This is a genomic window from Pseudomonas sp. LBUM1644, from assembly GCF_059716195.1.
Map to the genome: position 1 here is coordinate 1,163,253 of NZ_CP166812.1, position 22,275 is coordinate 1,185,527.

Genomic DNA, 22,275 nt, shown 5'->3' on the forward strand with positions numbered 1-22,275 from the left:
AGAGGTGCCCCATGAGTCTGCTGCTTGAACCCTATACCCTCCGCCAATTGACCCTGCTCAACCGCATTGCGGTATCGCCAATGTGCCAATACTCCAGCGTCGATGGTCTGGCCAATGACTGGCACCTGGTCCACCTCGGTAGCCGCGCTGTCGGCGGCGCCGGTCTGATTTTTACTGAAGCCACGGCAGTCACCGCCGATGGGCGCATCACCGCCGAAGACCTCGGAATCTGGAATGACGAGCAGATTGAACCGCTACAACGCATCACCCGATTTATCGCCTCCCAAGGCGCGGTAGCCGGCATTCAGTTGGCCCACGCAGGACGTAAGGCCAGCACCCATCGGCCCTGGATCGGCAAGCACGGCAGCGTCAAGCCCGAAGACGGCGGCTGGACCCCGGTCGGTCCTTCGCCGATTGCTTTCGACCCACAGCACACTCCACCCAGGCAGCTGGATGAAAGCCAGATCGCCGATGTCATTCAAACCTTTGTCGACGCGGCAAAACGGGCATTGGTCGCCGGCTTCAAAGTGGTCGAAATACACGCCGCGCACGGATATCTGTTGCACCAGTTTCTGTCGCCACTGAGTAATCAGCGGCGCGATCAATATGGGGGCTCGTTCGAGAACCGGATCCGGCTGGTGCTGCAAGTCACCGAAGCCGTGCGTGCGGTGTGGCCTGAAGAGTTGCCTTTATTCGTACGGGTGTCGGCCACCGACTGGGTAGAAGATGGCTGGAACCCCGATGAAACCGTGGAACTGGCTCGACGCCTCAAAGACTTGGGCGTAGACCTGATCGACGTTTCGTCGGGCGGTACGGCGGCCAACGCCGAAATTCCTACAGGCCCCGGTTATCAGACCCGTTTCGCCGAACGCGTACGCAAGGAGTCAGGCATTGCGACCGGCACTGTAGGAATGATCACCGAGCCGGCACAGGCCGAGCATATTCTGCGCACTTGTCAGGCGGACATCATCTTCCTCGCCCGAGAGTTGCTGCGCGATCCGTATTGGCCGTTGCATGCCGATGATGATTTGGGTGGGCGCAAGGCGATCTGGCCCGCGCAGTATCAGCGAGCGACCCATCGTGACCAGCCGATTCATGAGTCGGATTTGCGTGACTGAATAAATTCTTAACAGCAAAAGATCGCAGCCTGCGGCAGCTCCTACAAAGGAATGCGTTCCAATGTAGGCGCTGCCGCAGGCTGCGATCTTTTGATTTTTCCGTCAGGTGTACTTGCGCTTATCCGGCGCCGGCGGGAAGTACTGGTACAACCAGGTCTCGCTCAATGTCCGGTCATGGGTGCGAATAAACAACCGCAGCTCCACCGGCTCGACGCTGTCATTGGTCGGGAACCAGTCGAACGTGATGCGGTAACCCTTGATGTCATCCAGCACCAGCACGTTGAAATCCTTCACCTGCCCATTCGAGCAAGTGACCACCGGCTCGATCGCTGCGCCCTCGGGCAAGCGGTCCAGGCCGCCACCGGTGAAGTCCACGGCGAAGCGACGTGCCCAGACTTCCGGGTAATGCTCGCCCGGCGCCCAGCCTTCGACGAAACCACCCATCCCGGAACGGGTGGCGGCGACCCGTGCCAGCGGCGTGCCGACCGGCGGCAAGGCGCTCCAGTAGAGCTTGTAGCCGTAGTTCAGGGAATCACCGGCCGCGACCGGTTTTTTCGGAGTCCAGAACGCGACGATGTTATCCAGGGTTTCGCCGGTTGTAGGAATTTCCATCAGATCGATAGAGCCTTCGCCCCAGGCGGTTGTAGGTTCTACCCACAGGCTTGGACGCTTGCTGTACCAGTCGACAGTGTCCTGATAACTGGCGAACTCGTGATCGGTCTGCACCAGGCCGAAACCTTTTGGATCGGTGTCGGCGAAGGCGTTGAATTGCAGGGTGGCCGGGTTGTTCAGCGGACGGCAGATCCATTCGCCGTTGCCGCGCCACATCGCCAGGCGATCCGAGTCATGGATTTGCGGATGAATGGTGTCGCACATGCGCCGTTCATGGGTGCCGCAACTGAACATGCTGGTCATCGGCGCGATGCCCAATTGTTCGATGGCGGTGCGCGCATTGATGTGGGCATCGACGCCCATGACGACCTGACTGGCCTGGCAGTCGATATCGAACCGGTACGCACCCGTGGCGCTCGGCGAGTCCAGCAGGGCGTAGACCACAAAGCGGGTGCTGTCCTTGTCTGGTGTCTCGAACCAGAACTTGGTGAAGTCCGGGAACTCCTCACGCTTCTTGGCGTAGGTGTCGATGGCCAGACCGCGCGCCGACAGACCGTACTGGCCGGTGGCATCTACCGCACGGAAATAGCTGGCGCCAAGGAAGGACAACACGTCGTGCCTGTCCAGTTCCGGCGCCTTGAACAGCTTGAACCCGGAAAATCCCAGGTCACCCGTGAGCTGCTTGGTGTCGACCGTGGTTTTTTCATAGTTGAACAGCGACGGGCGGAAATGCACCTCGCGCGCCTGGCGCGTCTTGGGATCGACGCTGTACATACGCACCGGCTGCTTGAAACCCATGCCGACGTGGAAGAACTGCACATCCAGTTGACCGTTCAGCTCATTCCACAACGAATGATTGCCGTCGTACTGGATCGCGTTGAAATTCTGCGGCGTCATCGTCGCCAGTGTTGGTGGCAGGACCTGCTTGGTGTCCTGATAACGATTGCCGGCAAGTTGCTTGGCCTGGATCTTGAGGGCTTCGAAGTCGAACGCCTGAGCCTCGCCATCCGCCGCGCCATTCCCCGCCCAGGCGCGTGCGGCCAGCAGGCCGGTGGCCGACAACCCGGTGTAAGCCGCAATGGCCATGGATGCTTTGAGCAAATTCCTGCGGTGCATAAGTACAACCTGTCGTGAACAATCCCGCGCCGTTCCTGGCGCGTGCTGGATCTGAAAAAACGGTTCGGACATGCCTTCGGCCAAACGCAACGGACTTTAAACAGATGCCAGATAGCTTAAACCGTTCGGTCGCAGAGCAAAAATGATTGGTAGCACTTTGTTAGCGCGGCAATGAAACAAGAGATGTCGGTTAATTTTCCGACAGTACTTTCTGATTTATAGGGCATTTCTGCTTTTTTCGACTAATTACTCTAAAAAACCCTTTTCAGCGCCGCGATAGTTCCTATCCTGTGTTCATGACCGGCTTCTGCCCTTCAGGCCGGCGACAAATAAAAAGGAGAGGGCGATGCGGTTTTTGAAGTTTTCTCGGGCTTATAGAAGGACATCGTCCATGGCGAAAGTACAAGGCATCACCGAAATGTTGGGAATCTTTCCTTGCTTTGCGAGCGGGCGGCGAAGGCGCCGGCTCAGTTCGGAGGAAATGAAACTGGTGGAGCGGTATCGGGATTTGTCGGAGAACGACCGGATTGCGATGCGCTATCTGGTGGATGCGATGCGGAGTGTTTCGCGGTTTTGATGAGGTAATGATTTGGCTGTGATACTCGGTGTCACGGTCGAATCCGTCAGCGTGGAAATGCTGACTTACTGTAGGAGCGAGCTTGCTCGCGATGGACGTTAACGAAAACGCGTGCTTCCTGGATAAACGCGGCGCTGTGAAGTCCATCGCGAGCAAGCTCGCTCCTACAGGGTGCCTATCTTTTTGACTGACCGATTCTTCAACTGCAGGTGGCCCCGGCGCCTGATCGGCACCGGGGCGACCTCAATTACCGACTAACCTTCCACGCATCCCCCGCAGGCGCCGTACCGTGGTCATACGGCTTGGCAATCCACATGTAGAGCAAGCCCAGGCCGATGACGATGGCAGTACTCAGCACCATCGCGTAGTTGATGTACCACGCCGCATCCGGGGTGCGTGGCCAGGCCATGTTGATGATTGCGCCGACGCCATACACCAGCGCGCCGATGTTCACCGCCCAGCCCCAGGCGCCGAGGGTGAATTTGCCGCTCGGTTTCCAGCCTTTCAGGCGAGCATAGAGGGCCGCGAGCACGATCATCTGGAACGCCAGGTAGATGCCGATCGCCGCGAAGCTGACGATGGTTGCCACCGCGTCTTGCAGGAAGAAACCCAGGATGATGATCAGCGCCGGCAGCACACCGGACACAAACAGCGCTGCAACCGGCACCTGAGTGGTAGGAGAAATCTTCTTCAGCAGTGAGCTGCCGATGACCATTTCATCCCGAGCGTAGGAGTACAGCAGGCGACTCGCCGCCGCTTGCAGGCTGATGACGCAGGAAATGAAGGAAATCATCACCACGCCCATCACCACTTTCGAACCGACCGGGCCGAAGGCGTTGTTGAGGATGGTGGTGACCGGGTCTTTATCGGTGCCATTGATTACGGCTTGCATGTCCGGCACGGCGAGGATCAGCGCCAGGCAGGCGAACATCGCCGAGATGCCGCCGATGTAGATGGTCATGCGCATGGCCACCGGGATTTGCTTGCTCGGGTTCGGGGTTTCTTCGGCCACATCGCCGCAGGCCTCAAAGCCGTAGTACAGGAACATCCCCGCCAGCGAGGCGGTGAGGAAGGCCGGCAGGTACGAGCCGTCGATACTGATGTCGAAGGTGTTGAACAACACGCTGAGCGGTTGATGACGTTCGAATATCAGCAGGTAAACGCCGACGATCACCGCGCCGATCAGCTCGCAGAGGAAGCCGAACATGGCGATCCGCGCCAGCACTTTGGTGCCGCTGAGGTTGACCAGCGTGGCGAACAGCGTCAGCACCAGGGCGATGACGATGTTGGTGTTGTTATTCGGTTCGAAGCCCAGCATTGCGGCCAGGTACGGACCGGCACCGACAGCAACGGCGGCGATGGTGACGCACAGGGCGATGGAGTAGATCCAGCCAACCATCCACGCCCAGCGTTTACCCACCAAGCGACGAGCCCATGGGTAGACGCCGCCGGAAATCGGGAACTGCGAGACCACTTCGCCGAAGATGAGGCACACCAGCAACTGGCCGCACCCAACCAGCAGGTAAGTCCAGAACATCGGTGGTCCGCCTGCGGCGAGGCACAGGCCGAAGAGTGTATAAACGCCTACGACCGGGGAGAGGTAAGTGAAGCCCAGGGCGAAGTTTTCCCACAGGCTCATGCTGCGATTGAAGTTCGAGGTGTAACCCAGCTTACGTAGTTGCTCGGCATCGCTGTCGGCAACGGCTGCGGAGAGTTCGGGTGATGCACTCATGGTGTGTTAGCTCCGGAAAATCGGCAGATTTCGGATGTCCGAAACCGTGGCGGGACCGTGATGGTGCTGCCCGGATCGGTGGTTATTGTTTTGTGTTGCGGTGAATCCCTGGTGTAAATCGCCGACATCATCCGTGTGTCTGCTGAAAAGATCGCATTCCCTGTAGGAGCTGCCGAAGGCTGCGATCTTTTGATCTTGTTTTTTAAGGTCAAGATCAAAAGATCGCAGCCTGCGGCAGCTCCTACAGTGGTTAGTGCTTGAACATCACATGCCGAACGACGGTGTAGTCCTCCAGCCCATACATCGACATGTCCTTCCCATAACCGGACAATTTCTGACCGCCATGGGGCATTTCGCTGACCAGCATGAAATGCGTGTTCACCCAGGTGCAGCCGTACTGCAAACGGGCCGACAGGCGATGCGCGCGACCGACGTCGGCGGTCCACACCGATGACGCCAGGCCGTAGTCCGAATCGTTGGCCCAGCCCAGCACCTGCGCTTCATCGGTGAACTTGGTCACCGACACCACCGGCCCGAACACTTCGCGACGCACGATCTCGTCGTCCTGCTGCGCGTCGGCCAGCACGGTCGGTTCGAAGAAGAAGCCATTGCCGTCCACCGCTTTGCCGCCGGTGATCAGGCGGATGTGCGATTGCGCCACGGCGCGCTCGACAAACCCGGCCACACGGTCGCGGTGTTGCGCGGTGATCAACGGCCCGAGCTCGGTCTCCGGGTCATCCTGCAAGCCGTACTTGATGCTGCTGACCGCCGCGCCCAGCTTCTCGACGAATTTTTCGTAAATGCCGGCCTGCGCATAGATGCGGCAGGCGGCGGTGCAGTCCTGGCCGGCGTTGTAGAAACCGAAGGTGCGTATGCCGTCCACCGCAGCGTCGATGTCGGCGTCGTCGAAGATGATCACTGGGGCTTTGCCGCCCAGTTCCATGTGCATGCGTTTGACGCTGTCGGCGGTGCTGGAAATGATGTTTGCGCCGGTGGCGATCGAGCCGGTGAGCGACACCATGCGCACTTTCGGGTGCGTGACCAGCGGGCTACCGACGGTAGGACCACGGCCGAACACCAGGTTGAGCACACCGGCCGGGAAGATGTCCGACGCCAGCTGCGCCAGGCGCAGCGCGGTCAGCGGGGTTTGTTCCGACGGCTTGAGCACCACGGTATTACCGGCGGCGAGGGCCGGGGCGATTTTCCAGGCGACCATCATCAGTGGGTAGTTCCACGGCGCGATGGAGGCGATCACGCCGACCGGGTCGCGGCGGATCATCGAGGTGTGGCCGGCGAGGTATTCACCGCCGGCCGAACCGCTCATGCAGCGGCTGGCGCCGGCGAAGAAACGGAACACGTCGGCAATCGCCGGGATCTCGTCGTTCAGCGCCGCGCTGTAAGGCTTGCCGCAGTTGTCCGATTCCAGTTTGGCCAGCTCTTCGCCGTGGGCTTCGATGGCGTCGGCCAGTTTCAGCAGCAGCAAGGAGCGTTCTTTCGGCGGAGTCTGCGACCAGCTGTCGAACGCCGCATCGGCGGCGCGCACGGCGGCATCGACCTGGGCTTCGCTGGCTTCGTTGATTTCCACCAGCACACGACCGAGGGCCGGGTTGAACACCGGTTGGGCGGGGCCTTCGCCGTCGAGCAGTTGGCCGTTGATCAAGAGTTTGGTTTGCATGGCATTGTCCTCTTCAAAACTATTGTTCTTCTATGGAAACCGGATCCCTGTAGGAGCTGCCGCAGGCTGCGATCTTTTGATCTGTCTAGACTTGCCCCGAATTCCAGGCAAAAGTTCAAAAAATCGCAGCCTTCGGCAGCTCCTTCAGGTGGTGGTGTTCGTTATTTTCCGCCGCTGCCCGCAACGCTTTCGCCGCCACGGGTCAGGTAATAGGCGCCGAGGATCGGCAGCATGGTCACCATCATCACCAGCATCGCGACGACGTTGGTGACCGGCACGTCCCGTGGGCGGCTGAGCTGGTTGAGCAGCCACAGCGGCAGGGTGCGTTCATGGCCGGCAGTGAAGGTGGTGACGATGATTTCGTCGAACGACAGGGCAAACGCGAGCATGCCGCCGGCCAGCAACGCCGAACCGAGGTTTGGCAGGACGATGTAGCGGAAGGTCTGCCAGCCGTCGGCACCGAGGTCCATCGAGGCTTCGATCAGGCTATGGGACGTGCGGCGCAACCGGGCGATGACGTTGTTGTAGACGATCACCACGCAGAAGGTCGCGTGGCCGACGATGATGGTGAACATCCCGGGCTCGATTCCGAATGTCTTGAAGGTCGCCAGCAAGGCGATACCGGTAATGATCCCCGGCAAGGCAATCGGCAGGATCAGCATCAGCGAAATGCCTTGTTTGCCGAAGAAATCCCGCCGGTACAACGCCGCCGACGCAAGGGTGCCGAGCACCATGGCAATCAGCGTCGCAATGGCGGCGATTTGTGCCGACAGCTTGATCGCTTCCAGCACGTCGGGGCGTGAAAACGCCACGGTGAACCAGTGCAGGGTAAAGCCCTTGGGTGGAAAGCTGAAGGCCGCGTCTTCGGTATTGAAGGCGTACATGAAGATGATCAGGATCGGGAAGTGCAGAAACACCAACCCGCCCCAAGCGGCGATTTTCAGGCCTAAGGAAGCGCGCTCAGAGTGCATCGAAGGCCCCCAGTCGTTTGACGATAGTCAGGTAGATGGCAATCAACACAATCGGCACCAGCGTGAAGGCTGCGGCCATCGGCATGTTGCCGATTGCACCTTGCTGCGCATACACCATGCTGCCGACGAAGTAGCCCGGCGGGCCCACCAGTTGCGGCACGATGAAATCGCCCAGGGTCAGCGAAAACGTGAAGATCGAACCCGCGGCAATGCCCGGAATCGACAGCGGCAGGATGACGTGTATAAACGTCTGGCGCGGCTTGGCGCCCAGGTCGGCGGACGCTTGCAGCAGCGATGGCGGCAAACGTTCCAGCGAGGCCTGGATGGGCAGGATCATGAACGGCAGCCAAATGTAGACGAACACCATGAACCGCCCCAGGTGCGAGGTCGACAAGGTACTGCCACCCACGCCTGGAATGCCCAGCACGAACTGCAAGACCGGTTCCAGCCCGAGGTGGTGAACGAACCACTGCGCCACGCCGCCCTTGGCCAACAGCAAAGTCCAGGCGTAAGCCTTGACGATGTAACTGGCCCACATCGGCATCATTATCGCGATGTAGAAAAATGCTTTGGTCTTGCCCGTGGTGTAGCGCGCCATGTAGTAGGCGATCGGGAATGCGACGATGGCGCTGGCGATCGACACGACAATCGCCATGCTTAAGGTGCGCAGGATGATGTCGAAGTTCGAGGGCTGGAACAACGCAGCGAAGTTCGCCAGGGTCAGGTCGGGTGTGACCGCCATGGTGAAGTCATCGAAGGTGTAGAAGCCTTGCCACAGCAACACCAATAGCGAGCCGAGATAGATCGCGCCGAACCACAGCAGCGGCGGCACCAGCAACATCGACAGATAGAGGTTCGGCCGGCGATACAGCAGGTTGGAAAACCTGCGCAACGGTGACCCGCTGGCCGGGGATTGAGGGATAGCCACGCTGGTCATCTCACACTCCGCCGACGATAGTGTCGTGCAGCGGGATCATGGCTTCACGCGCCCAGCGCGCGCTGATGCGCTGTCCGGTTTGATGCTGGGCGCTGATGTCCAGCCATTGGTTGTTGGCCTGGCTGATGTTCAGGGTCTGGCCGTTTTCCAGTTTCATTTCATAGCGCGTGGCGCTGCCTTGGTACTGAATGTCGTGGAGCAAGCCACTGACTTCGATCTCGTGACTGGCCAGCGGGCCTTCGGCGAAACGCACGTGCTCCGGGCGAATCGAAAAGGGCTGTGGGTTGCCGCTCAACTGCTTCGCCAGGTCACCGCGAATCACGTTGGAGGTGCCGACGAATTCCGCGACAAACGTTGTAGCCGGCTTCATGTAGAGGTTGCGCGGGGTGTCGACCTGCTCGATACGACCCTTGTTGAACACGGCCACGCGGTCGGACATCGACAGCGCCTCGGTCTGGTCGTGGGTGACAAAGATGAAGGTGATGCCGAGCTGGCGTTGCAGCTTCTTCAGCTCGCTCTGCATTTGTTCGCGTAGCTTCAGATCGAGCGCGCCCAAGGGTTCGTCGAGCAGCAACACCCGAGGGCGATTGACCAGGGCGCGGGCCAGGGCCACACGCTGGCGCTGCCCGCCGGACAACTGCACGGGTTTGCGCTCGCCGTAGCCGCCGAGGGCGACCATGTCGAGGGCTTCTTCGGCGCGCTTCTGGCGTTCGGCCTTGCCGACACCTTTGACTTTCAACCCGTAGGCGACGTTGTCGCGAACGTTCATGTGCGGGAACAGTGCGTAATCCTGGAAAACAGTGTTGACGTCACGTTGATACGGCGGCAGGCCAGCAGCCTCTTTGCCGTGAATCTGGATAGAGCCCGCGCTCGGTTGTTCGAAACCGGCGATCAGGCGCAAACAGGTGGTCTTGCCCGAGCCGGAAGGGCCCAGCATGGAGAAAAACTCGCCGTCCTGGATATCGATGGAAACCCGGTCTACGGCTTTCACTTCGCCGAACAGACGGGAAACGTTGGTGAACTGGACTGCAAGCGTCATGGTGCGGTGCTCCAAAAAGGCGAAGGCCGTCGCAGCGGCCCTGCCTGGACTTCTGAAAAATCTGAATCAAGATCGCGTCGATGTAGCTGGGCTACTTATTGTGGCGAGGGGATTTATCCCCGTTCGGCTGCGCAGCAGTCGTAAAACCTGATACCGCTATTTTCTCGAAAAGTCGCGGTGGATGGTTTTGGGGCGGCTTCGCCGCCCAACGGGGATGAATCCCCTCGCCACAAAAGCCTATGCCTGCAAAGTGGATGTGTTATCGACCGCCCATGATTGCGATGTAATCCTGGGTCCAGCGGCTGTATGGCACGAACTTGCCGCCCTCAGCCTGTGGGGTTTTCCAGAAGGCGAGGTTGTCGAACTGAGCGTAACCATTGGCCGCACAACCTTCGGCTCCAAGCAGCTCACTCGACTTGCAGCCCTCAGCGACCGCAGGCAGCGAGCCGAACCACGCCGCCACGTCACCCTGGACCTTCGGTTGCAGCGACCAGTCCATCCACTTGTAAGCGCAGTTCGGGTGCTTGGCGTCGACGTGCATCATGGTGGTGTCCACCCAGCCAGTAGCGCCTTCCTTGGGAATAACAGAGGCCACCGGCTGTTTATCAGCGACCAGGCCATTGACCATGTAGCCCCAGGTGCTGGACGCCACGACGCCTTCATTTTTGACGTCACTCATCTGCACGGTCGCGTCATGCCAATAGCGGTGGATCAGGGGCTGTTGCTTACGGAGCAGGTCCAGCGCGGCCTTGTACTGCACTTCGTTGAGCTCGTACGGGTTCTTGATACCCAGCTCCGGTTTGGTCGACTTGAGGTAAAGCGCCGCATCGGCGATGTAGATCGGGCCATCGTAAGCCTGCACGCGACCTTTGTTGGACTTGCCGTCCGGCAGGGTCTGTTCCTCGAACACCACGCTCCAGCTGTCCGGGGCTGTCTTGAAGACATTGGTGTTGTACATCAATACGTTCGGGCCCCACTGATACGGGGTGCCGTAGGCTTGTTTATTGACCACGTACCACGGGCCATCCTTGAGGCGAGAGTCAATGTTCTTCCAGTTCGGAATCAACGCCGTGTTGATCGGCTGCACACGCTTGCCAGCGATCAACCGCAGCGACGCGTCGCCCGACGCGGTGACCAGGTCGTAACCGCCCTTGGCCATCAAGCTGACCATTTCATCGGAGGTCGCGGCGGTTTTCACATTGACCTTGCAGCCGGTTTCCTTCTCGAAACCGGTGACCCAGTCGTAGGCCTTGTCGCTTTCGCCACGTTCGATGTAGCCGGGCCAGGCCACGATATCCAGTTGGCCTTCGCCTGCACCGACAGCTTTCAGCGGTTCGGCGGCCTGGATACTGGCACTGGCCAGCAGCGCGGTGGTGATTGCACTGAGCAGTGCGGTCTTGTGCACGAACATGGGATTTCCCTCTTCTTTAATTATGGTCGGGGCAGTTTTGAACGTGGTGAAGCATGCCGTTAGCGGCTTGTTATTAGCGTAGTCAGAGATGCTGTCCGTGGCGCGCCATGATGTGCCGCACCACGCTGTAGTCCTGGAGCGAGTCGCTGGATAAGTCTTTGCCGTAGCCCGAACGCTTCAGGCCGCCGTGGGGCATTTCGCTGACCAGCATGAAATGGCTGTTGATCCAGGTGCAGCCGTACTGCAAGCGCGCCGCGACCTGCATGGCTTTGTCCAGGTTCTGGGTCCAGACCGACGAGGCGAGGCCGTATTCCGAGTCGTTGGCCCAGTCCACGGCTTGTTCGAGCCCATCGAAACGGGTCACGGTGACCACCGGCCCGAACACTTCGCGCTGGACGATCTCATCGTTCTGCTTGCACCCGGCCAGCAAGGTCGGCTGGTAAAAGAAGCCGGCGCCGGAATGCACCGCTGCGCCGGTCACTCGCTCGATGTGTGGCTGGCCGAGGGCGCGTTCGACAAAACTGGCCACACGGTCGCGCTGGCGGGTGCTGATCAACGGGCCGATTTCGTTGTCGGCGTCGCGTTTACCGGCGAAGCGCAGGCTGCTGACCGCCGCGCCCAGTTCGGCCACCAGACGGTCATGAATCCCGGCTTGAGCATAAATGCGGCAGGCGGCGGTGCAATCCTGGCCGGCGTTGTAATAGCCGTAAGTGCGCACGCCTTCGACCACGGCTTGAATGTCGGCGTCATTGCAGACAATCACCGGGGCCTTGCCGCCGAGTTCGAGGTGCGTGCGCTTGAGGGTTTTCGCGGCAGCCTGGAGAATCTTTTGCCCGGTGACGATGTCGCCGGTCAACGACACCATGCGCACTTTTGGGTGGCTGACCAAATGGCTGCCAACGCCTTCGCCGCCGCCGCAGACGATGTTGATCACGCCACGCGGGAGGATCTCGGCCAGCGCCGGGGCCAATGCCAGGATCGACAACGGTGTGTGTTCCGACGGCTTGAACACCAGGGTATTGCCAGCCGCCAGGGCCGGGGCGATTTTCCACGCGGCCATCATGATCGGGTAGTTCCACGGCGCAATCGACGCCACCACGCCAATCGGATCGCGGCGCACCATGCTGGTGTAGCCCGGCAGGTATTCGCCGCTGAGCTGACCGGTCTGGCAGCGCACGGCACCGGCGAAGAAGCGAAACACATCGACCGTGGCGCTCAAGTCGTCCTGCCGCGCCAGGTGCAGCGGCTTGCCGCAGTTCAGCGATTCCAGGCGAGCGAGCAGATCGGCGTTTTTCTCGATGGCGTTGGCGATCTCCAGCAACAGGTTCGATCGCTGTTGCGGCGTGGTGCGTGACCAACTGGCGAAGGCGTTGTGGGCAGCGAGGATCGCGGCTTCTACTTGCTCGGTGCTGGCTTCGGCAATGTGCGTCAGCACCTCGCCGGTGGCCGGGTTGAGGATGGGCTCGACAAAGCCCTGGCCGGCGACTAATTCACCATCGATCAATAGAGCGGTGAACAACGGGGTCTGCGCGCCAGCCATTTTTCGGGTTCTCTTTTTTTGTGTGGCCATGGTGCTCCCTGTGACTGGGGCCCGGCCGTCTTATATAGATGCAGCAAGACTAGTGCGCGAACCCGAGGTCGACAAATACTAAATACTGAAGGTGGCGTTCGATTAAATAGATGGCTTGCGCCCGCCGTGAGGTTGCTCGCGAGCGACGGTCAGGAACGGGTCCACCAGGGCTGGACGTGCGGTGCCACGACGCCAGGCCAGGCCGACGTCGAGGGTCTGGCTCAGGTCTGCAATGGGGCGTGCTTCGATGATGTCGCCCTCCAGTGACCACGGGCGATACGTCATGTCTGGCTGGATCGACACGCCCAGGCCCGCGGCGACGAGGCTTCGCACCGCCTCGGTCGACGCGGTTTTCAACGTGATGCGCGGTTGCAGGCCGGCACCGCACCACATGCGATGAGCATTGCGGTCCATCTCGTCGACGTTCAATTGAATCAACGGCTCCCGGGCAACGTCGGCGAGGTTGATGCTGTCGTGCTCAAGCAATGGATGCTGGGCCGGCAGCCACAGCCGATGGGGCGAGTGCGTCAGGACTTCGGTCTGCAGGGCGTGTCGGTCTTCGAGGTTCGACAGGATCAATACGCCGACATCAATCTCGCCGCTGACCAGCAAATGCTCGATGTACGGCCGTTCGTCCTCCATCACCCGGATCTCGACATTGGGGTAGGCGCGCTGAAAGCGGGTCAGTAAATCCGCAAGGTAATAACCGGCAACCAGGCTGGTCACGCCAACAATCAACTGGCCGGCAACCTGGTCGGTGCTCTGCTGCAAGCTGCGCTTGGCGTTGTCCACCGTCGCCAGAATCAAGTGCGCCTGGCGCAGGAATTGATGACCCTGGTGGGTCAGGCTCATACCTTTGGCGTGTCGGTTAAACAGGCCTACGCCAATCTCCTCTTCCAGTTGCTGGATCGCCAGGGTCAATGTCGATTGGGATATGAAGGCCGTTTGCGCGGCGGCGGAGATTGAGCCGGTCTCCGCTACGGCGATGAAATGGCGAATCTGACGCAAGGTCATCATGAAGAAGTACCCGGTGGGCGGTTTTTATAGATTCACCCGAGTGTATATCTTTTTATTCGATGGACCCTGAGCTGTTGCAAAGTATGAGCAACATCTGGAAGCACTCTCGCAGGGGGAGACCCGGCACTTTCGATCTAGGCTGGTGGCCTCAAGTGTCCGGTTAATCTCTTTATGGAGGCGGCAAAATGAATACGCGTGGATTGCTCGACCAACTGCTCAAGTCCGGTCAGGACCTGTTGCAGAACAAAGTGGCTGGTCATCAGGGCAAGGCATCCAGCGGTGGGTTGGGCAGCCTGCTGTCGGGTGCGGGCGGCGGTGCTTTGGCGGCAGGTGCCATGGGGCTGTTGCTGGGCAGCAAAAAGGGCCGCAGTGTCGGCGGCAAGGTCCTGACCTATGGCGGGCTCGCCGCGTTGGGCGTGATCGCCTACAAGGCCTATGGCAACTGGCAGGCCCAACAAGGCACGGCATCGAAGGGCGGACCACAAACCATCGACCGCTTGCCGGCCGAGCAAGTCGAGCAGCACAGCCAGGCGATCCTCAAGGCGCTGGTAGCGGCAGCCAAGGCAGATGGTCATGTCGATGAGCGCGAGCGCGCCTTGATTGAAGGCGAATTCATCAAGCTCGACAACGACCAGGAGCTGCAACACTGGCTGCACGCCGAGCTCAACAAACCCCTCGATCCCACCGACGTTGCTCGCGCCGCCAGTACGCCGGAAATGGCCGCTGAGATGTACATCGCCAGCGTGATGCTGGTGGACGAGGAGAACTTCATGGAAAAGTCCTACCTCGATGAATTGGCGCGACAGCTGAAGCTTGAGCCGGGGTTGAAGGCCGAGTTGGAAAAGCAGGTGCGTCAGGCTTCGGTCTAACCGGCGACCTTAAGATCAAAAGATCGCAGCCTGCGGCAGCTCCTACAGGGGAATGCATTTCCCTGTAGGAGCTGCCGCAGGCTGCGATCTTTTGATTTTTTCACATTGATCCCGGTGTTTCCCGCCTAGATGAGAAGCGCTGCGCATCCGTCTTATAAATGAAACACCGCCCTCGGCTATACTCCGCAGCATTTGAAGCGGCCCCGAGGAATGACTGTGAAGAACTGGACGTTGCGCCAACGCATCTTGGCGAGCTTTGCGGTAATTATCGCCATCATGTTGCTGATGGTCGTCGTCTCGTATTCGCGCCTGTTGAAGATAGAAACCAGCGAAGCAAGCGTTCGTGACGACGCGCTCCCGGGGGTGTATTTCAGCTCGATGATTCGCGGCGCCTGGTCCGACAGTTTCCTGCAGACCCAGGAGCTGCTGGGCTTGAAGGAAGGGCAGGGCATCAGCGCTGAAGATGCCGAGGAATACAAAAACTTCGAAGCGAAGCTGCAACAGCAGATCAGCAACTATCGCGGTACCGTCACCACGGATGAAGACAAGCTCGAATTCGCGGCCTTCGAAAAACTCCATGCGGATTACAACAAGGCCCTGGCAGCCGTGCTCGATTTGCACAAGCGCAACCAGTCAGCGGAAGCCATCAAGCAGTTCAACGATCAGCTGATTCCGGCCTGGACCGCAGGTCGCATGAAGCTCAACGACATCATTCGCGAAAACAAAGCGGTGGCGGACGAGGACATGGCGAACATCGATGACGCCGTGATCACCGCGAAAGCCATCATGGGTATTTCCCTGCTCATCGCTGTAGTGGCCGCCGGCCTCTGCGGTTTGCTGCTGATGCGCGCAATCATGGCACCGATGAATCGCATCGTGCAGATCCTCGAAATCATGCGCACCGGCGATCTTAGTGGGCGTCTGAACTTGGAGCGCAAAGACGAGTTCGGCGCCGTCGAAACCGGCTTCAACGACATGATGACCGAGCTGACGTCCCTAGTGTCCCAGGCCCAGCGCTCCTCGGTGCAAGTCACCACGTCGGTGACCGAGATCGCCGCCACCTCCAAGCAACAACAAGCGACCGCCACGGAAACCGCCGCCACCACCACCGAAATCGGCGCGACCTCCCGTGAAATCGCCGCCACCTCGCGGGACCTGGTGCGCACCATGACCGAGGTTTCCACCGCTGCCGATCAGGCCTCGGTCGCCGCCGGTTCCGGGCAACAAGGCCTGGCGCGGATGGAAGAGACCATGCATTCGGTGATGGGCGCGGCTGATCTGGTCAATGCCAAGCTGGCGATCCTCAATGAGAAGGCCGGCAACATCAATCAGGTGGTGGTGACGATCGTCAAGGTCGCCGACCAGACCAACCTGCTGTCGCTCAACGCCGCCATTGAGGCTGAAAAGGCCGGTGAATACGGTCGCGGGTTTGCCGTGGTCGCCACGGAAGTGCGGCGCCTGGCGGACCAGACCGCCGTCGCCACCTACGACATCGAGCAGATGGTTCGCGAGATCCAGTCGGCGGTATCGGCCGGGGTGATGGGCATGGACAAGTTTTCCGAAGAAGTGCGCCGCGGCATGTCCGAAGTGCAGCAGGTCGGTGAGCAATTATCGCAGATCATCCATCAGGTTCAGGCGTTGGCGCCGCGGGTGTTGATGGTCAACGAAGGCATGCAGGCCCAGGCCACCGGCGCCGAGCAGATCAATCACGCGCTGGTGCAGTTGGGTGATGCCAGCAGCCAGACCGTCGAGTCCCTGCGCCAGGCCAGTTTCGCTATCGACGAACTGAGCCAGGTGGCCGTGGGGCTGCGTAGCGGCGTCTCGCGATTCAAAGTCTGATGAGCGAACTCACGGCCAAACGCAGCGCCGTGAAGCCGGCGTTGCAGACGTTGTTTCTGCTGTTTCGCATCGGCAGCGAGCGCTATGCCTTGCAAGCTGTCGAGGTGGCGGAAGTGTTGCCGCGCCTGCCCTTGAAGCCGATTGCCCACGTACCGCACTGGGTCGCGGGGGTGTTCGCCTATCGTGGCGCGGTGGTGCCGGTGATCGACCTCAGCGCGCTGACGTTCGGTCAGCCGGCGCAGATTAGAACCAGCACGCGGCTGGTGCTGGTCAATTACCGGCCGCATGCAAACGCCAAGGCTCAATTGCTTGGGCTGATTCTGGAGCAGGCCACCGATACCTTGCGCTGCAACCCGGCGGACTTCGTGCCCTATGGACTGGACAACCGCCAGGCGCCGTACCTCGGCCCGGTACGCGAAGATGCCCAGGGACTGTTGCAATGGGTGCGCGTCGCCGATTTGCTCGATGAACAGGTGCGCGGCTTGCTGTTTCCATCGCCCCCCCTGGACCTGACGTTGCTTGAGGAGCGGCCATGAGCACCGATCAGCGGTTCTTCGATTACCTCAAGGAACGTATCGGGCTCGACGTGACTTCCGTTGGCCCGGCCATCATCGAGCGCGCCGTGCGTCAGCGCAGCACGGCTTCTCAAGCGCTGACGGCCGATGAGTACTGGCACATTTTGCAGGGCTCGCAGGACGAGCAGCAGGCGCTGATCGAAGCGGTCATCGTTCCCGAAACCTGGTTTTTCCGTTATCCGGAATCCTTCTCCACCCTGGCGAAACTGGCGGCCAGGCGCCTGGCCGAGATCAACAACATGCGTGCACTGCGCATACTCAGCCTGCCGTGCTCCACCGGCGAAGAGCCCTATTCCATTGCGATGGCCCTGCTCGATGCCGGGTTCCAACCGCATCAGTTCAAGGTTGAAGGCATGGACGTCAGCCCGTTGTCGGTGGAAAAAGCCAAACGCGCGCTGTACGGCAAGAATTCGTTTCGCGGTCAGGACATCGCGTTTCGCGACCGGCATTTCAGCGCCGAAAACGAGGGTTATCGCCTCAATGGGCGAGTGCTTGAACAAGTGCGGTTGCAGGTCGGCAATCTGCTCGATCCGAACTTGTTGGCCTGCGAGCCACCGTATGATTTTGTGTTCTGCCGCAACCTGTTGATCTACTTTGATCAGCCGACCCAGCAGCAAGTGTTCGAGGTGCTCAAGCGTCTGACCCATGTCGATGGCGTACTGTTTATCGGCCCGGCCGAGGGCAGTTTGCTGGGTCGCTTTGGCATGCGCTCGATTGGCATCCCACAGTCCTTTGCTTTCAGTCGCCAGAGCGAGCCGGCGCCGGAACCGCTATCGGCCTTCGTGCCGACCCCGCTGCCCGTGCACCGGCCGGTGCGCAGCGCGACACCGCCGCCCGCGCGCCATCGCCCGTTTGCACCCCCGGCGCCGAAAGCCGTTACCCCGAAAACCTCGGACGCTGCAGCCTTGCTGGCCAACATCGCGACCCTCGCCAACGAAGGCAAAAGCGCGGATGCCCGCGCCGCGTGCGAACGTTATCTACGCGATCATCCACCGGTGGCCCAGGTGTTTTATTGGCTGGGATTGCTCAGCGATGTTTCGGGCAGTGTCCTGGAGGCCCAGGGTTTTTATCGCAAGGCGCTTTACCTCGAACCGCAACACCCCGACGCGTTGATGCACCTGGCTGCCTTGCTGCAATCCCAGGGCGACACGGCGGGCGCCCGACGATTGCAGGAACGCGCCGCCCGCAGCGAGCGCGCCGCTGACAGTGAGCGTAAACGATGATCGCCTCCGACACCTTTAGCATCACCCATGAAGCTGCCCAGGCCATCGACGACTGCTGGAACCGCATCGGTATCCATGGCGACAAATCCTGCCCGCTGCTGAGCGAGCATATTCACTGCCGAAATTGCGCCGTGTATTCGGCCGCCGCCACCCGTTTGCTCGACCGTTACGCGTTGCAGCAGGAAGACCGCGGGCAAGTGTCAACGGCGGTCGAGGCTGAGGTCAAAACCCGCTCGCTGTTGATGTTCCGTCTCGGCGAAGAGTGGCTGGCGCTGGCGACGCGCAGTCTGGTGGAAGTCGCGCCGCTGCAAGCGATTCACTCTTTGCCGCACCAGCGCTCCCGGGCGTTGCTCGGCGTGGCCAATGTGCGCGGTGCGTTGGTGGCGTGCCTGTCGCTGGTGGAGCTGCTCGGGCTGGACGGCGCCAGCAGCGTCGCGTCTGGCGCGAGGGTCATGCCGCGCATGCTGATCATCGCCGCCCACGGCGGCCCGGTGGTGGTGCCGGTGGACGAAGTGGACGGCATCCATGCCATCGACGAACCCACCCTTGAGGCGGCGTCCCGGTCGGGGTCCCAGGCCAGCGGCAAATACACCCGTGGCGTGTTGAAATTCAAGGGACGCAGCCTGCGTTGGCTGGATGAAGAGCAGCTGCTGTCCGCCGTGACCCGGAGCCTGACATGACCCCCGAGCAAATGCGCGACGCCTCTTTGCTGGAACTGTTCAGCCTGGAAGCCGAGGCCCAGACCCAGGTGCTGAGCGCCGGTCTTCTGGCCCTTGAGCGCGACCCGACCCAGGCCGATCACCTCGAATCGTGCATGCGCGCTGCCCACTCGCTCAAGGGCGCGGCGCGGATCGTCGGTGTCGATGCCGGGGTCAGCGTCGCGCATGTGATGGAAGATTGCCTGGTCAGTGCCCAGGAAGGGCGCCTGTACCTGCGGCCTGAACACATCGATGCGTTGCTGCAAGGCACGGATTTGTTGATGCGCATCGCCACACCAAGTAACGCGCCGTCAGCGGCGGAGATCGAGGCTTACGTGGCCCTGACGGCTCGATTGCTCGACCCGCTGGCACTCGCTGCGCCGATCAGTACGCCGATTGCGCCCTTCATGACCGTGCCTGAGCTGCAAGCGCCTGTGCTTGAGGTCGAAGTCCCCACATTCGCTGTCGACCCTCTTCTCGCGGGGGCAGCCGAACCGCCGAAAAAGACCCGGCGTACCACCGAAAACGGTGAGCGCGTGCTGCGGGTCACGGCCGAACGGCTGAACAGCTTGCTCGATCTGTCGAGTAAATCCCTGGTGGAGACCCTGCGGCTCAAGCCGCACCTGGCCACCATGCAGCGCCTCAAGCGCATGCAGAACAACGGCTTGCGGGCGCTGGAAAACCTCAACGTCCACCTCAAGGACCACGTCTTGAGTCTGGAAGCCCGGGAAACCCTCGAGGATGCGCGGCGGTTGCTGGCGGAATCCCAGCAATTGCTGGTCGAGAAAAACGCTGAACTGGATGAGTTCGCCTGGCAGGCCAGTCAGCGCGCGCAGGTCCTGTACGACACGGCGCTGGCCTGTCGCATGCGGCCGTTTGCTGATGTACTGACCGGGCAGGCGCGAATGGTTCGCGACCTTGGCCGTGACCTGGGTAAACAGGTGCGGCTGGAGATTGAGGGTGAAAAGACCCAGGTCGACCGCGATGTGCTGGAAAAACTCGAAGCGCCGTTGACGCACCTGCTGCGTAACGCGGTCGATCACGGCATCGAATCCCCCGAGCAACGGCTGTTGGCCGGTAAGCCGGCAGAAGGCCTGATCCGGCTGCGTGCTTCCCACCAGGCAGGATTGCTGGTGTTGGAACTGAGCGATGACGGCAATGGCGTCGACCTGGAAAAAGTCCGCCGCAGTGTCATCGAACGGCAATTGTCCCCGGCCGAAACCGCCGCGCAGTTAAGTGAGGAAGAGTTGCTGACGTTCCTGTTCCTGCCGGGTTTCAGCCTGCGGGATCAAGTCACCGAAGTGTCCGGGCGTGGGGTCGGTCTGGACGCGGTTCAGCACATGGTTCGGCAGTTGCGCGGCGCGGTCGTGCTGGAGCAGGCGGCAGGCGAGGGCAGTCGCTTTCATCTTGAAGTCCCGCTGACGCTCTCGGTGGTGCGCAGTCTGGTGGTGGAAGTCGGTGATGAGGCGTACGCCTTTCCGTTGGCCCACATCGAGCGCATGTGCGACCTGGAGCCACAAGACATCGTTCAGGTCGAGGGCCGTCAGCACTTCTGGTATGAGGGGCGGCATGTCGGACTGGTCGCGGCCAGTCAGTTGTTACAGCGCCCGGCGAGCCAGGGCGGCCAGCAAACCCTCAAAGTCGTGGTGATCCGCGAGCGCGAGGCGATCTACGGCGTGGCAGTCGAGCGCTTTATCGGCGAGCGCACGCTGGTCGTACTGCCGCTGGATGAGCGCCTGGGCAAGGTGCAGGACATCTCGGCCGGGGCCTTGCTGGATGACGGTTCCGTGGTGCTGATCATCGACGTCGAGGACATGCTGCGCTCGGTGGACAAGCTGCTCAACACCGGGCGTCTGGAGCGCATTGCCCGCCAGGGCAGCCAGGTGGTCGAAACCGTGCGCAAACGGATTCTGGTGGTCGATGATTCCCTGACGGTGCGCGAGTTGCAACGCAAGCTATTGCTCAATCGCGGCTACGACGTGGCCGTGGCGGTGGACGGTATGGATGGCTGGAACGCCCTGCGTTCGGAGGATTTCGATCTGTTGATCACTGACATCGATATGCCGCGCATGGATGGCATCGAACTGGTGTCTTTATTGCGCCGGGACAATCGATTGCAATCCCTGCCGGTTATGGTGGTGTCCTATAAGGATCGTGAAGAGGATCGTCGTCGTGGACTGGACGCCGGAGCCGACTATTATCTAGCCAAGGCCAGTTTTCATGACGACGCCCTGCTCGATGCAGTGGTTGAGCTCATAGGAGGAGCGCGGGCATGAAAATCGCAATCGTCAACGACATGCCCATGGCGGTAGAGGCCCTGCGCCGCGCCTTGGCATTTGAGCCGGCGCATCAAGTGATCTGGGTCGCCGCCAACGGGGCGGAGGCTGTGCAGCGTTGCGCCGAAAACACCCCGGACCTGATCCTGATGGACCTGATCATGCCGGTGATGGACGGCGTAGAAGCCACCCGACGGATCATGGCCGAGACCCCGTGCGCCATCGTGATCGTCACCGTCGACCGGGAACAGAACGTGCATCGGGTGTTCGAGGCCATGGGCCACGGTGCGCTGGATGTGGTCGATACGCCGGCGCTCGGCGTCGGCAATGCGCAGGAAGCAGCGGCGCCATTGCTGCGCAAGATCATGAACATCGGCTGGCTGATCGGTGAGAAGGGCAATCGGCAGCGTCCGGCGCCAGGCCCGTTGCGCAGTTCGGGTTCGCGCCAGCACCTGGTCGCCATTGGTTCGTCCGCCGGCGGACCCGCCGCACTGGAAGTCTTGCTCAAGGGGCTGCCACAAAATTTTTCGGCCGCCATCGTGTTGGTGCAGCATGTGGACCAGGTATTTGCCGCCGGCATGGCTGAATGGCTCAGCAGCGCCAGCGGCCTGAACGTACGCCTGGCCCGGGAAGGCGAACCGCCGCAACCCGGTACCGTCCTGCTGGCCGGCACCAACCACCATATCCGTTTATTGAGAAACGGCACGCTGGCTTATACCGCCGAGCCGGTCAACGAGATCTATCGGCCCTCGATCGATGTGTTTTTCGAGAGCGTGGCCAGTTACTGGAACGGCGATGCCGTCGGTGTTTTGCTGACGGGCATGGGACGAGATGGCGCCCAGGGGCTTAAACTCATGCGCCAACAGGGTTACCTGACCATCGCTCAGGACCAACAAAGCAGTGCGGTGTATGGCATGCCGAAAGCGGCGGCGGCCATCGACGCAGCTGCCGAGATTCGCCCGCTGGAAAAGATAGCGCCACGATTGCTGGAGATATTTCCAAAATGACGATTTTTCACAG

At 60.8% G+C, this 22,275-nt stretch carries 18 protein-coding genes; 9 read left to right on the forward strand and 9 right to left on the reverse strand.

The window, feature by feature from the left end; translation table 11 throughout:
• Positions 1-11: 11 nt before the first annotated feature.
• Positions 12-1,118 (forward strand): NADH:flavin oxidoreductase/NADH oxidase, encoded by a 1,107-nt coding sequence (locus ACA052_RS05305; RefSeq protein WP_497648707.1) that lies wholly within the window; start codon positions 12-14, stop codon positions 1,116-1,118.
• A 102-nt stretch (positions 1,119-1,220) separates the two neighbouring features.
• Here the strand turns inward: ACA052_RS05305 and ACA052_RS05310 are convergent, their stop codons facing one another.
• The gene (locus ACA052_RS05310) at positions 1,221-2,846 is read right to left on the reverse strand and encodes a glucan biosynthesis protein D (protein ID WP_497648708.1); all 1,626 of its coding nucleotides are present in this window, start codon (positions 2,844-2,846) and stop codon (positions 1,221-1,223) included.
• A gap of 391 nt (positions 2,847-3,237) precedes the next feature.
• Between ACA052_RS05310 and ACA052_RS05315 the strand changes: the two genes are divergently transcribed.
• The gene (locus ACA052_RS05315) at positions 3,238-3,423 is read left to right on the forward strand and encodes a hypothetical protein (protein ID WP_497648709.1); all 186 of its coding nucleotides are present in this window, start codon (positions 3,238-3,240) and stop codon (positions 3,421-3,423) included.
• A gap of 247 nt (positions 3,424-3,670) precedes the next feature.
• On the opposite strand, the gene ACA052_RS05320 is transcribed toward ACA052_RS05315, so the two are convergent.
• The 8 genes from ACA052_RS05320 to ACA052_RS05355 form a co-directional block, all read right to left on the reverse strand.
• Positions 3,671-5,155 carry an APC family permease gene (locus ACA052_RS05320; protein ID WP_497648710.1) on the reverse strand — a complete coding sequence of 495 codons (1,485 nt, stop codon included), beginning with the start codon at positions 5,153-5,155 and terminating at the stop codon, positions 3,671-3,673.
• A 250-nt stretch (positions 5,156-5,405) separates the two neighbouring features.
• Positions 5,406-6,830 carry a gamma-aminobutyraldehyde dehydrogenase gene (locus ACA052_RS05325; protein WP_497648711.1) on the reverse strand — a complete coding sequence of 475 codons (1,425 nt, stop codon included), beginning with the start codon at positions 6,828-6,830 and terminating at the stop codon, positions 5,406-5,408.
• A 161-nt stretch (positions 6,831-6,991) separates the two neighbouring features.
• Positions 6,992-7,801 (reverse strand): ABC transporter permease, encoded by an 810-nt coding sequence (locus ACA052_RS05330; protein WP_497648712.1) that lies wholly within the window; start codon positions 7,799-7,801, stop codon positions 6,992-6,994.
• Positions 7,791-8,738, reverse strand: coding sequence for an ABC transporter permease (locus ACA052_RS05335; protein ID WP_497648713.1), 948 nt, complete (start codon positions 8,736-8,738; stop codon positions 7,791-7,793). Before ACA052_RS05335 ends, ACA052_RS05330 begins: the two co-directional genes overlap by 11 nt.
• A 1-nt stretch (position 8,739) precedes the next feature.
• Positions 8,740-9,777, reverse strand: a complete 1,038-nt coding sequence (locus ACA052_RS05340; protein ID WP_497648714.1) for an ABC transporter ATP-binding protein — start codon at positions 9,775-9,777, stop codon at positions 8,740-8,742.
• A gap of 259 nt (positions 9,778-10,036) precedes the next feature.
• The gene (gene ydcS / locus ACA052_RS05345; protein ID WP_497648715.1) at positions 10,037-11,188 is read right to left on the reverse strand and encodes a putative ABC transporter substrate-binding protein YdcS; all 1,152 of its coding nucleotides are present in this window, start codon (positions 11,186-11,188) and stop codon (positions 10,037-10,039) included.
• Positions 11,189-11,270: 82 nt separating this feature from the next.
• Positions 11,271-12,728, reverse strand: a complete 1,458-nt coding sequence (locus ACA052_RS05350; RefSeq protein ID WP_497650270.1) for a gamma-aminobutyraldehyde dehydrogenase — start codon at positions 12,726-12,728, stop codon at positions 11,271-11,273.
• Between the two features lie 132 nt (positions 12,729-12,860).
• A complete protein-coding gene (locus tag ACA052_RS05355) occupies positions 12,861-13,775 on the reverse strand; it encodes a LysR family transcriptional regulator (RefSeq protein ID WP_497648716.1) in 915 nt (304 codons plus the stop codon).
• 185 nt (positions 13,776-13,960) lie between these two features.
• On the opposite strand from ACA052_RS05355, the gene ACA052_RS05360 reads away from it, so the two are divergent.
• The 7 genes from ACA052_RS05360 to ACA052_RS05390 all read left to right on the forward strand — a co-directional run bounded on the left by ACA052_RS05360 (position 13,961) and on the right by ACA052_RS05390 (position 22,262).
• Positions 13,961-14,644 (forward strand): tellurite resistance TerB family protein, encoded by a 684-nt coding sequence (locus ACA052_RS05360; RefSeq protein WP_497648717.1) that lies wholly within the window; start codon positions 13,961-13,963, stop codon positions 14,642-14,644.
• A gap of 216 nt (positions 14,645-14,860) precedes the next feature.
• A complete protein-coding gene (locus tag ACA052_RS05365) occupies positions 14,861-16,483 on the forward strand; it encodes a methyl-accepting chemotaxis protein (RefSeq protein WP_497648718.1) in 1,623 nt (540 codons plus the stop codon).
• Positions 16,483-17,019, forward strand: a complete 537-nt coding sequence (locus ACA052_RS05370; protein WP_497648719.1) for a chemotaxis protein CheW — start codon at positions 16,483-16,485, stop codon at positions 17,017-17,019. Before ACA052_RS05365 ends, ACA052_RS05370 begins: the two co-directional genes overlap by 1 nt.
• Positions 17,016-18,281, forward strand: a complete 1,266-nt coding sequence (locus ACA052_RS05375; protein WP_497648720.1) for a CheR family methyltransferase — start codon at positions 17,016-17,018, stop codon at positions 18,279-18,281. Before ACA052_RS05370 ends, ACA052_RS05375 begins: the two co-directional genes overlap by 4 nt.
• The gene (locus ACA052_RS05380) at positions 18,278-18,961 is read left to right on the forward strand and encodes a chemotaxis protein CheW (protein ID WP_497648721.1); all 684 of its coding nucleotides are present in this window, start codon (positions 18,278-18,280) and stop codon (positions 18,959-18,961) included. The genes ACA052_RS05375 and ACA052_RS05380 overlap by 4 nt, the downstream gene beginning before the upstream one ends.
• Positions 18,958-21,255, forward strand: coding sequence for a hybrid sensor histidine kinase/response regulator (locus ACA052_RS05385; RefSeq protein WP_497648722.1), 2,298 nt, complete (start codon positions 18,958-18,960; stop codon positions 21,253-21,255). Before ACA052_RS05380 ends, ACA052_RS05385 begins: the two co-directional genes overlap by 4 nt.
• Positions 21,252-22,262, forward strand: coding sequence for a chemotaxis response regulator protein-glutamate methylesterase (locus ACA052_RS05390; protein WP_497648723.1), 1,011 nt, complete (start codon positions 21,252-21,254; stop codon positions 22,260-22,262). The genes ACA052_RS05385 and ACA052_RS05390 overlap by 4 nt, the downstream gene beginning before the upstream one ends.
• Positions 22,263-22,275: the final 13 nt, after the last annotated feature.

Excerpts from the sequence above, each read along its gene's own strand:
- ACA052_RS05305 (WP_497648707.1), top strand. The coding sequence starts at position 12 with ATGAGTCTGCTGCTTGAACCCTATACCCTCCGCCAATTGACCCTGCTC.
- ACA052_RS05310 (WP_497648708.1), bottom strand. The coding sequence starts at position 2,846 with ATGCACCGCAGGAATTTGCTCAAAGCATCCATGGCCATTGCGGCTTAC.
- ACA052_RS05315 (WP_497648709.1), top strand. The coding sequence starts at position 3,238 with ATGGCGAAAGTACAAGGCATCACCGAAATGTTGGGAATCTTTCCTTGC.
- ACA052_RS05320 (WP_497648710.1), bottom strand. The coding sequence starts at position 5,155 with ATGAGTGCATCACCCGAACTCTCCGCAGCCGTTGCCGACAGCGATGCC.
- ACA052_RS05325 (WP_497648711.1), bottom strand. The coding sequence starts at position 6,830 with ATGCAAACCAAACTCTTGATCAACGGCCAACTGCTCGACGGCGAAGGC.
- ACA052_RS05330 (WP_497648712.1), bottom strand. The coding sequence starts at position 7,801 with ATGCACTCTGAGCGCGCTTCCTTAGGCCTGAAAATCGCCGCTTGGGGC.
- ACA052_RS05335 (WP_497648713.1), bottom strand. The coding sequence starts at position 8,738 with ATGACCAGCGTGGCTATCCCTCAATCCCCGGCCAGCGGGTCACCGTTG.
- ACA052_RS05340 (WP_497648714.1), bottom strand. The coding sequence starts at position 9,777 with ATGACGCTTGCAGTCCAGTTCACCAACGTTTCCCGTCTGTTCGGCGAA.
- ydcS (WP_497648715.1), bottom strand. The coding sequence starts at position 11,188 with ATGTTCGTGCACAAGACCGCACTGCTCAGTGCAATCACCACCGCGCTG.
- ACA052_RS05350 (WP_497650270.1), bottom strand. The coding sequence starts at position 12,728 with ATGGCTGGCGCGCAGACCCCGTTGTTCACCGCTCTATTGATCGATGGT.
- ACA052_RS05355 (WP_497648716.1), bottom strand. The coding sequence starts at position 13,775 with ATGATGACCTTGCGTCAGATTCGCCATTTCATCGCCGTAGCGGAGACC.
- ACA052_RS05360 (WP_497648717.1), top strand. The coding sequence starts at position 13,961 with ATGAATACGCGTGGATTGCTCGACCAACTGCTCAAGTCCGGTCAGGAC.
- ACA052_RS05370 (WP_497648719.1), top strand. The coding sequence starts at position 16,483 with ATGAGCGAACTCACGGCCAAACGCAGCGCCGTGAAGCCGGCGTTGCAG.
- ACA052_RS05375 (WP_497648720.1), top strand. The coding sequence starts at position 17,016 with ATGAGCACCGATCAGCGGTTCTTCGATTACCTCAAGGAACGTATCGGG.
- ACA052_RS05380 (WP_497648721.1), top strand. The coding sequence starts at position 18,278 with ATGATCGCCTCCGACACCTTTAGCATCACCCATGAAGCTGCCCAGGCC.
- ACA052_RS05385 (WP_497648722.1), top strand. The coding sequence starts at position 18,958 with ATGACCCCCGAGCAAATGCGCGACGCCTCTTTGCTGGAACTGTTCAGC.
- ACA052_RS05390 (WP_497648723.1), top strand. The coding sequence starts at position 21,252 with ATGAAAATCGCAATCGTCAACGACATGCCCATGGCGGTAGAGGCCCTG.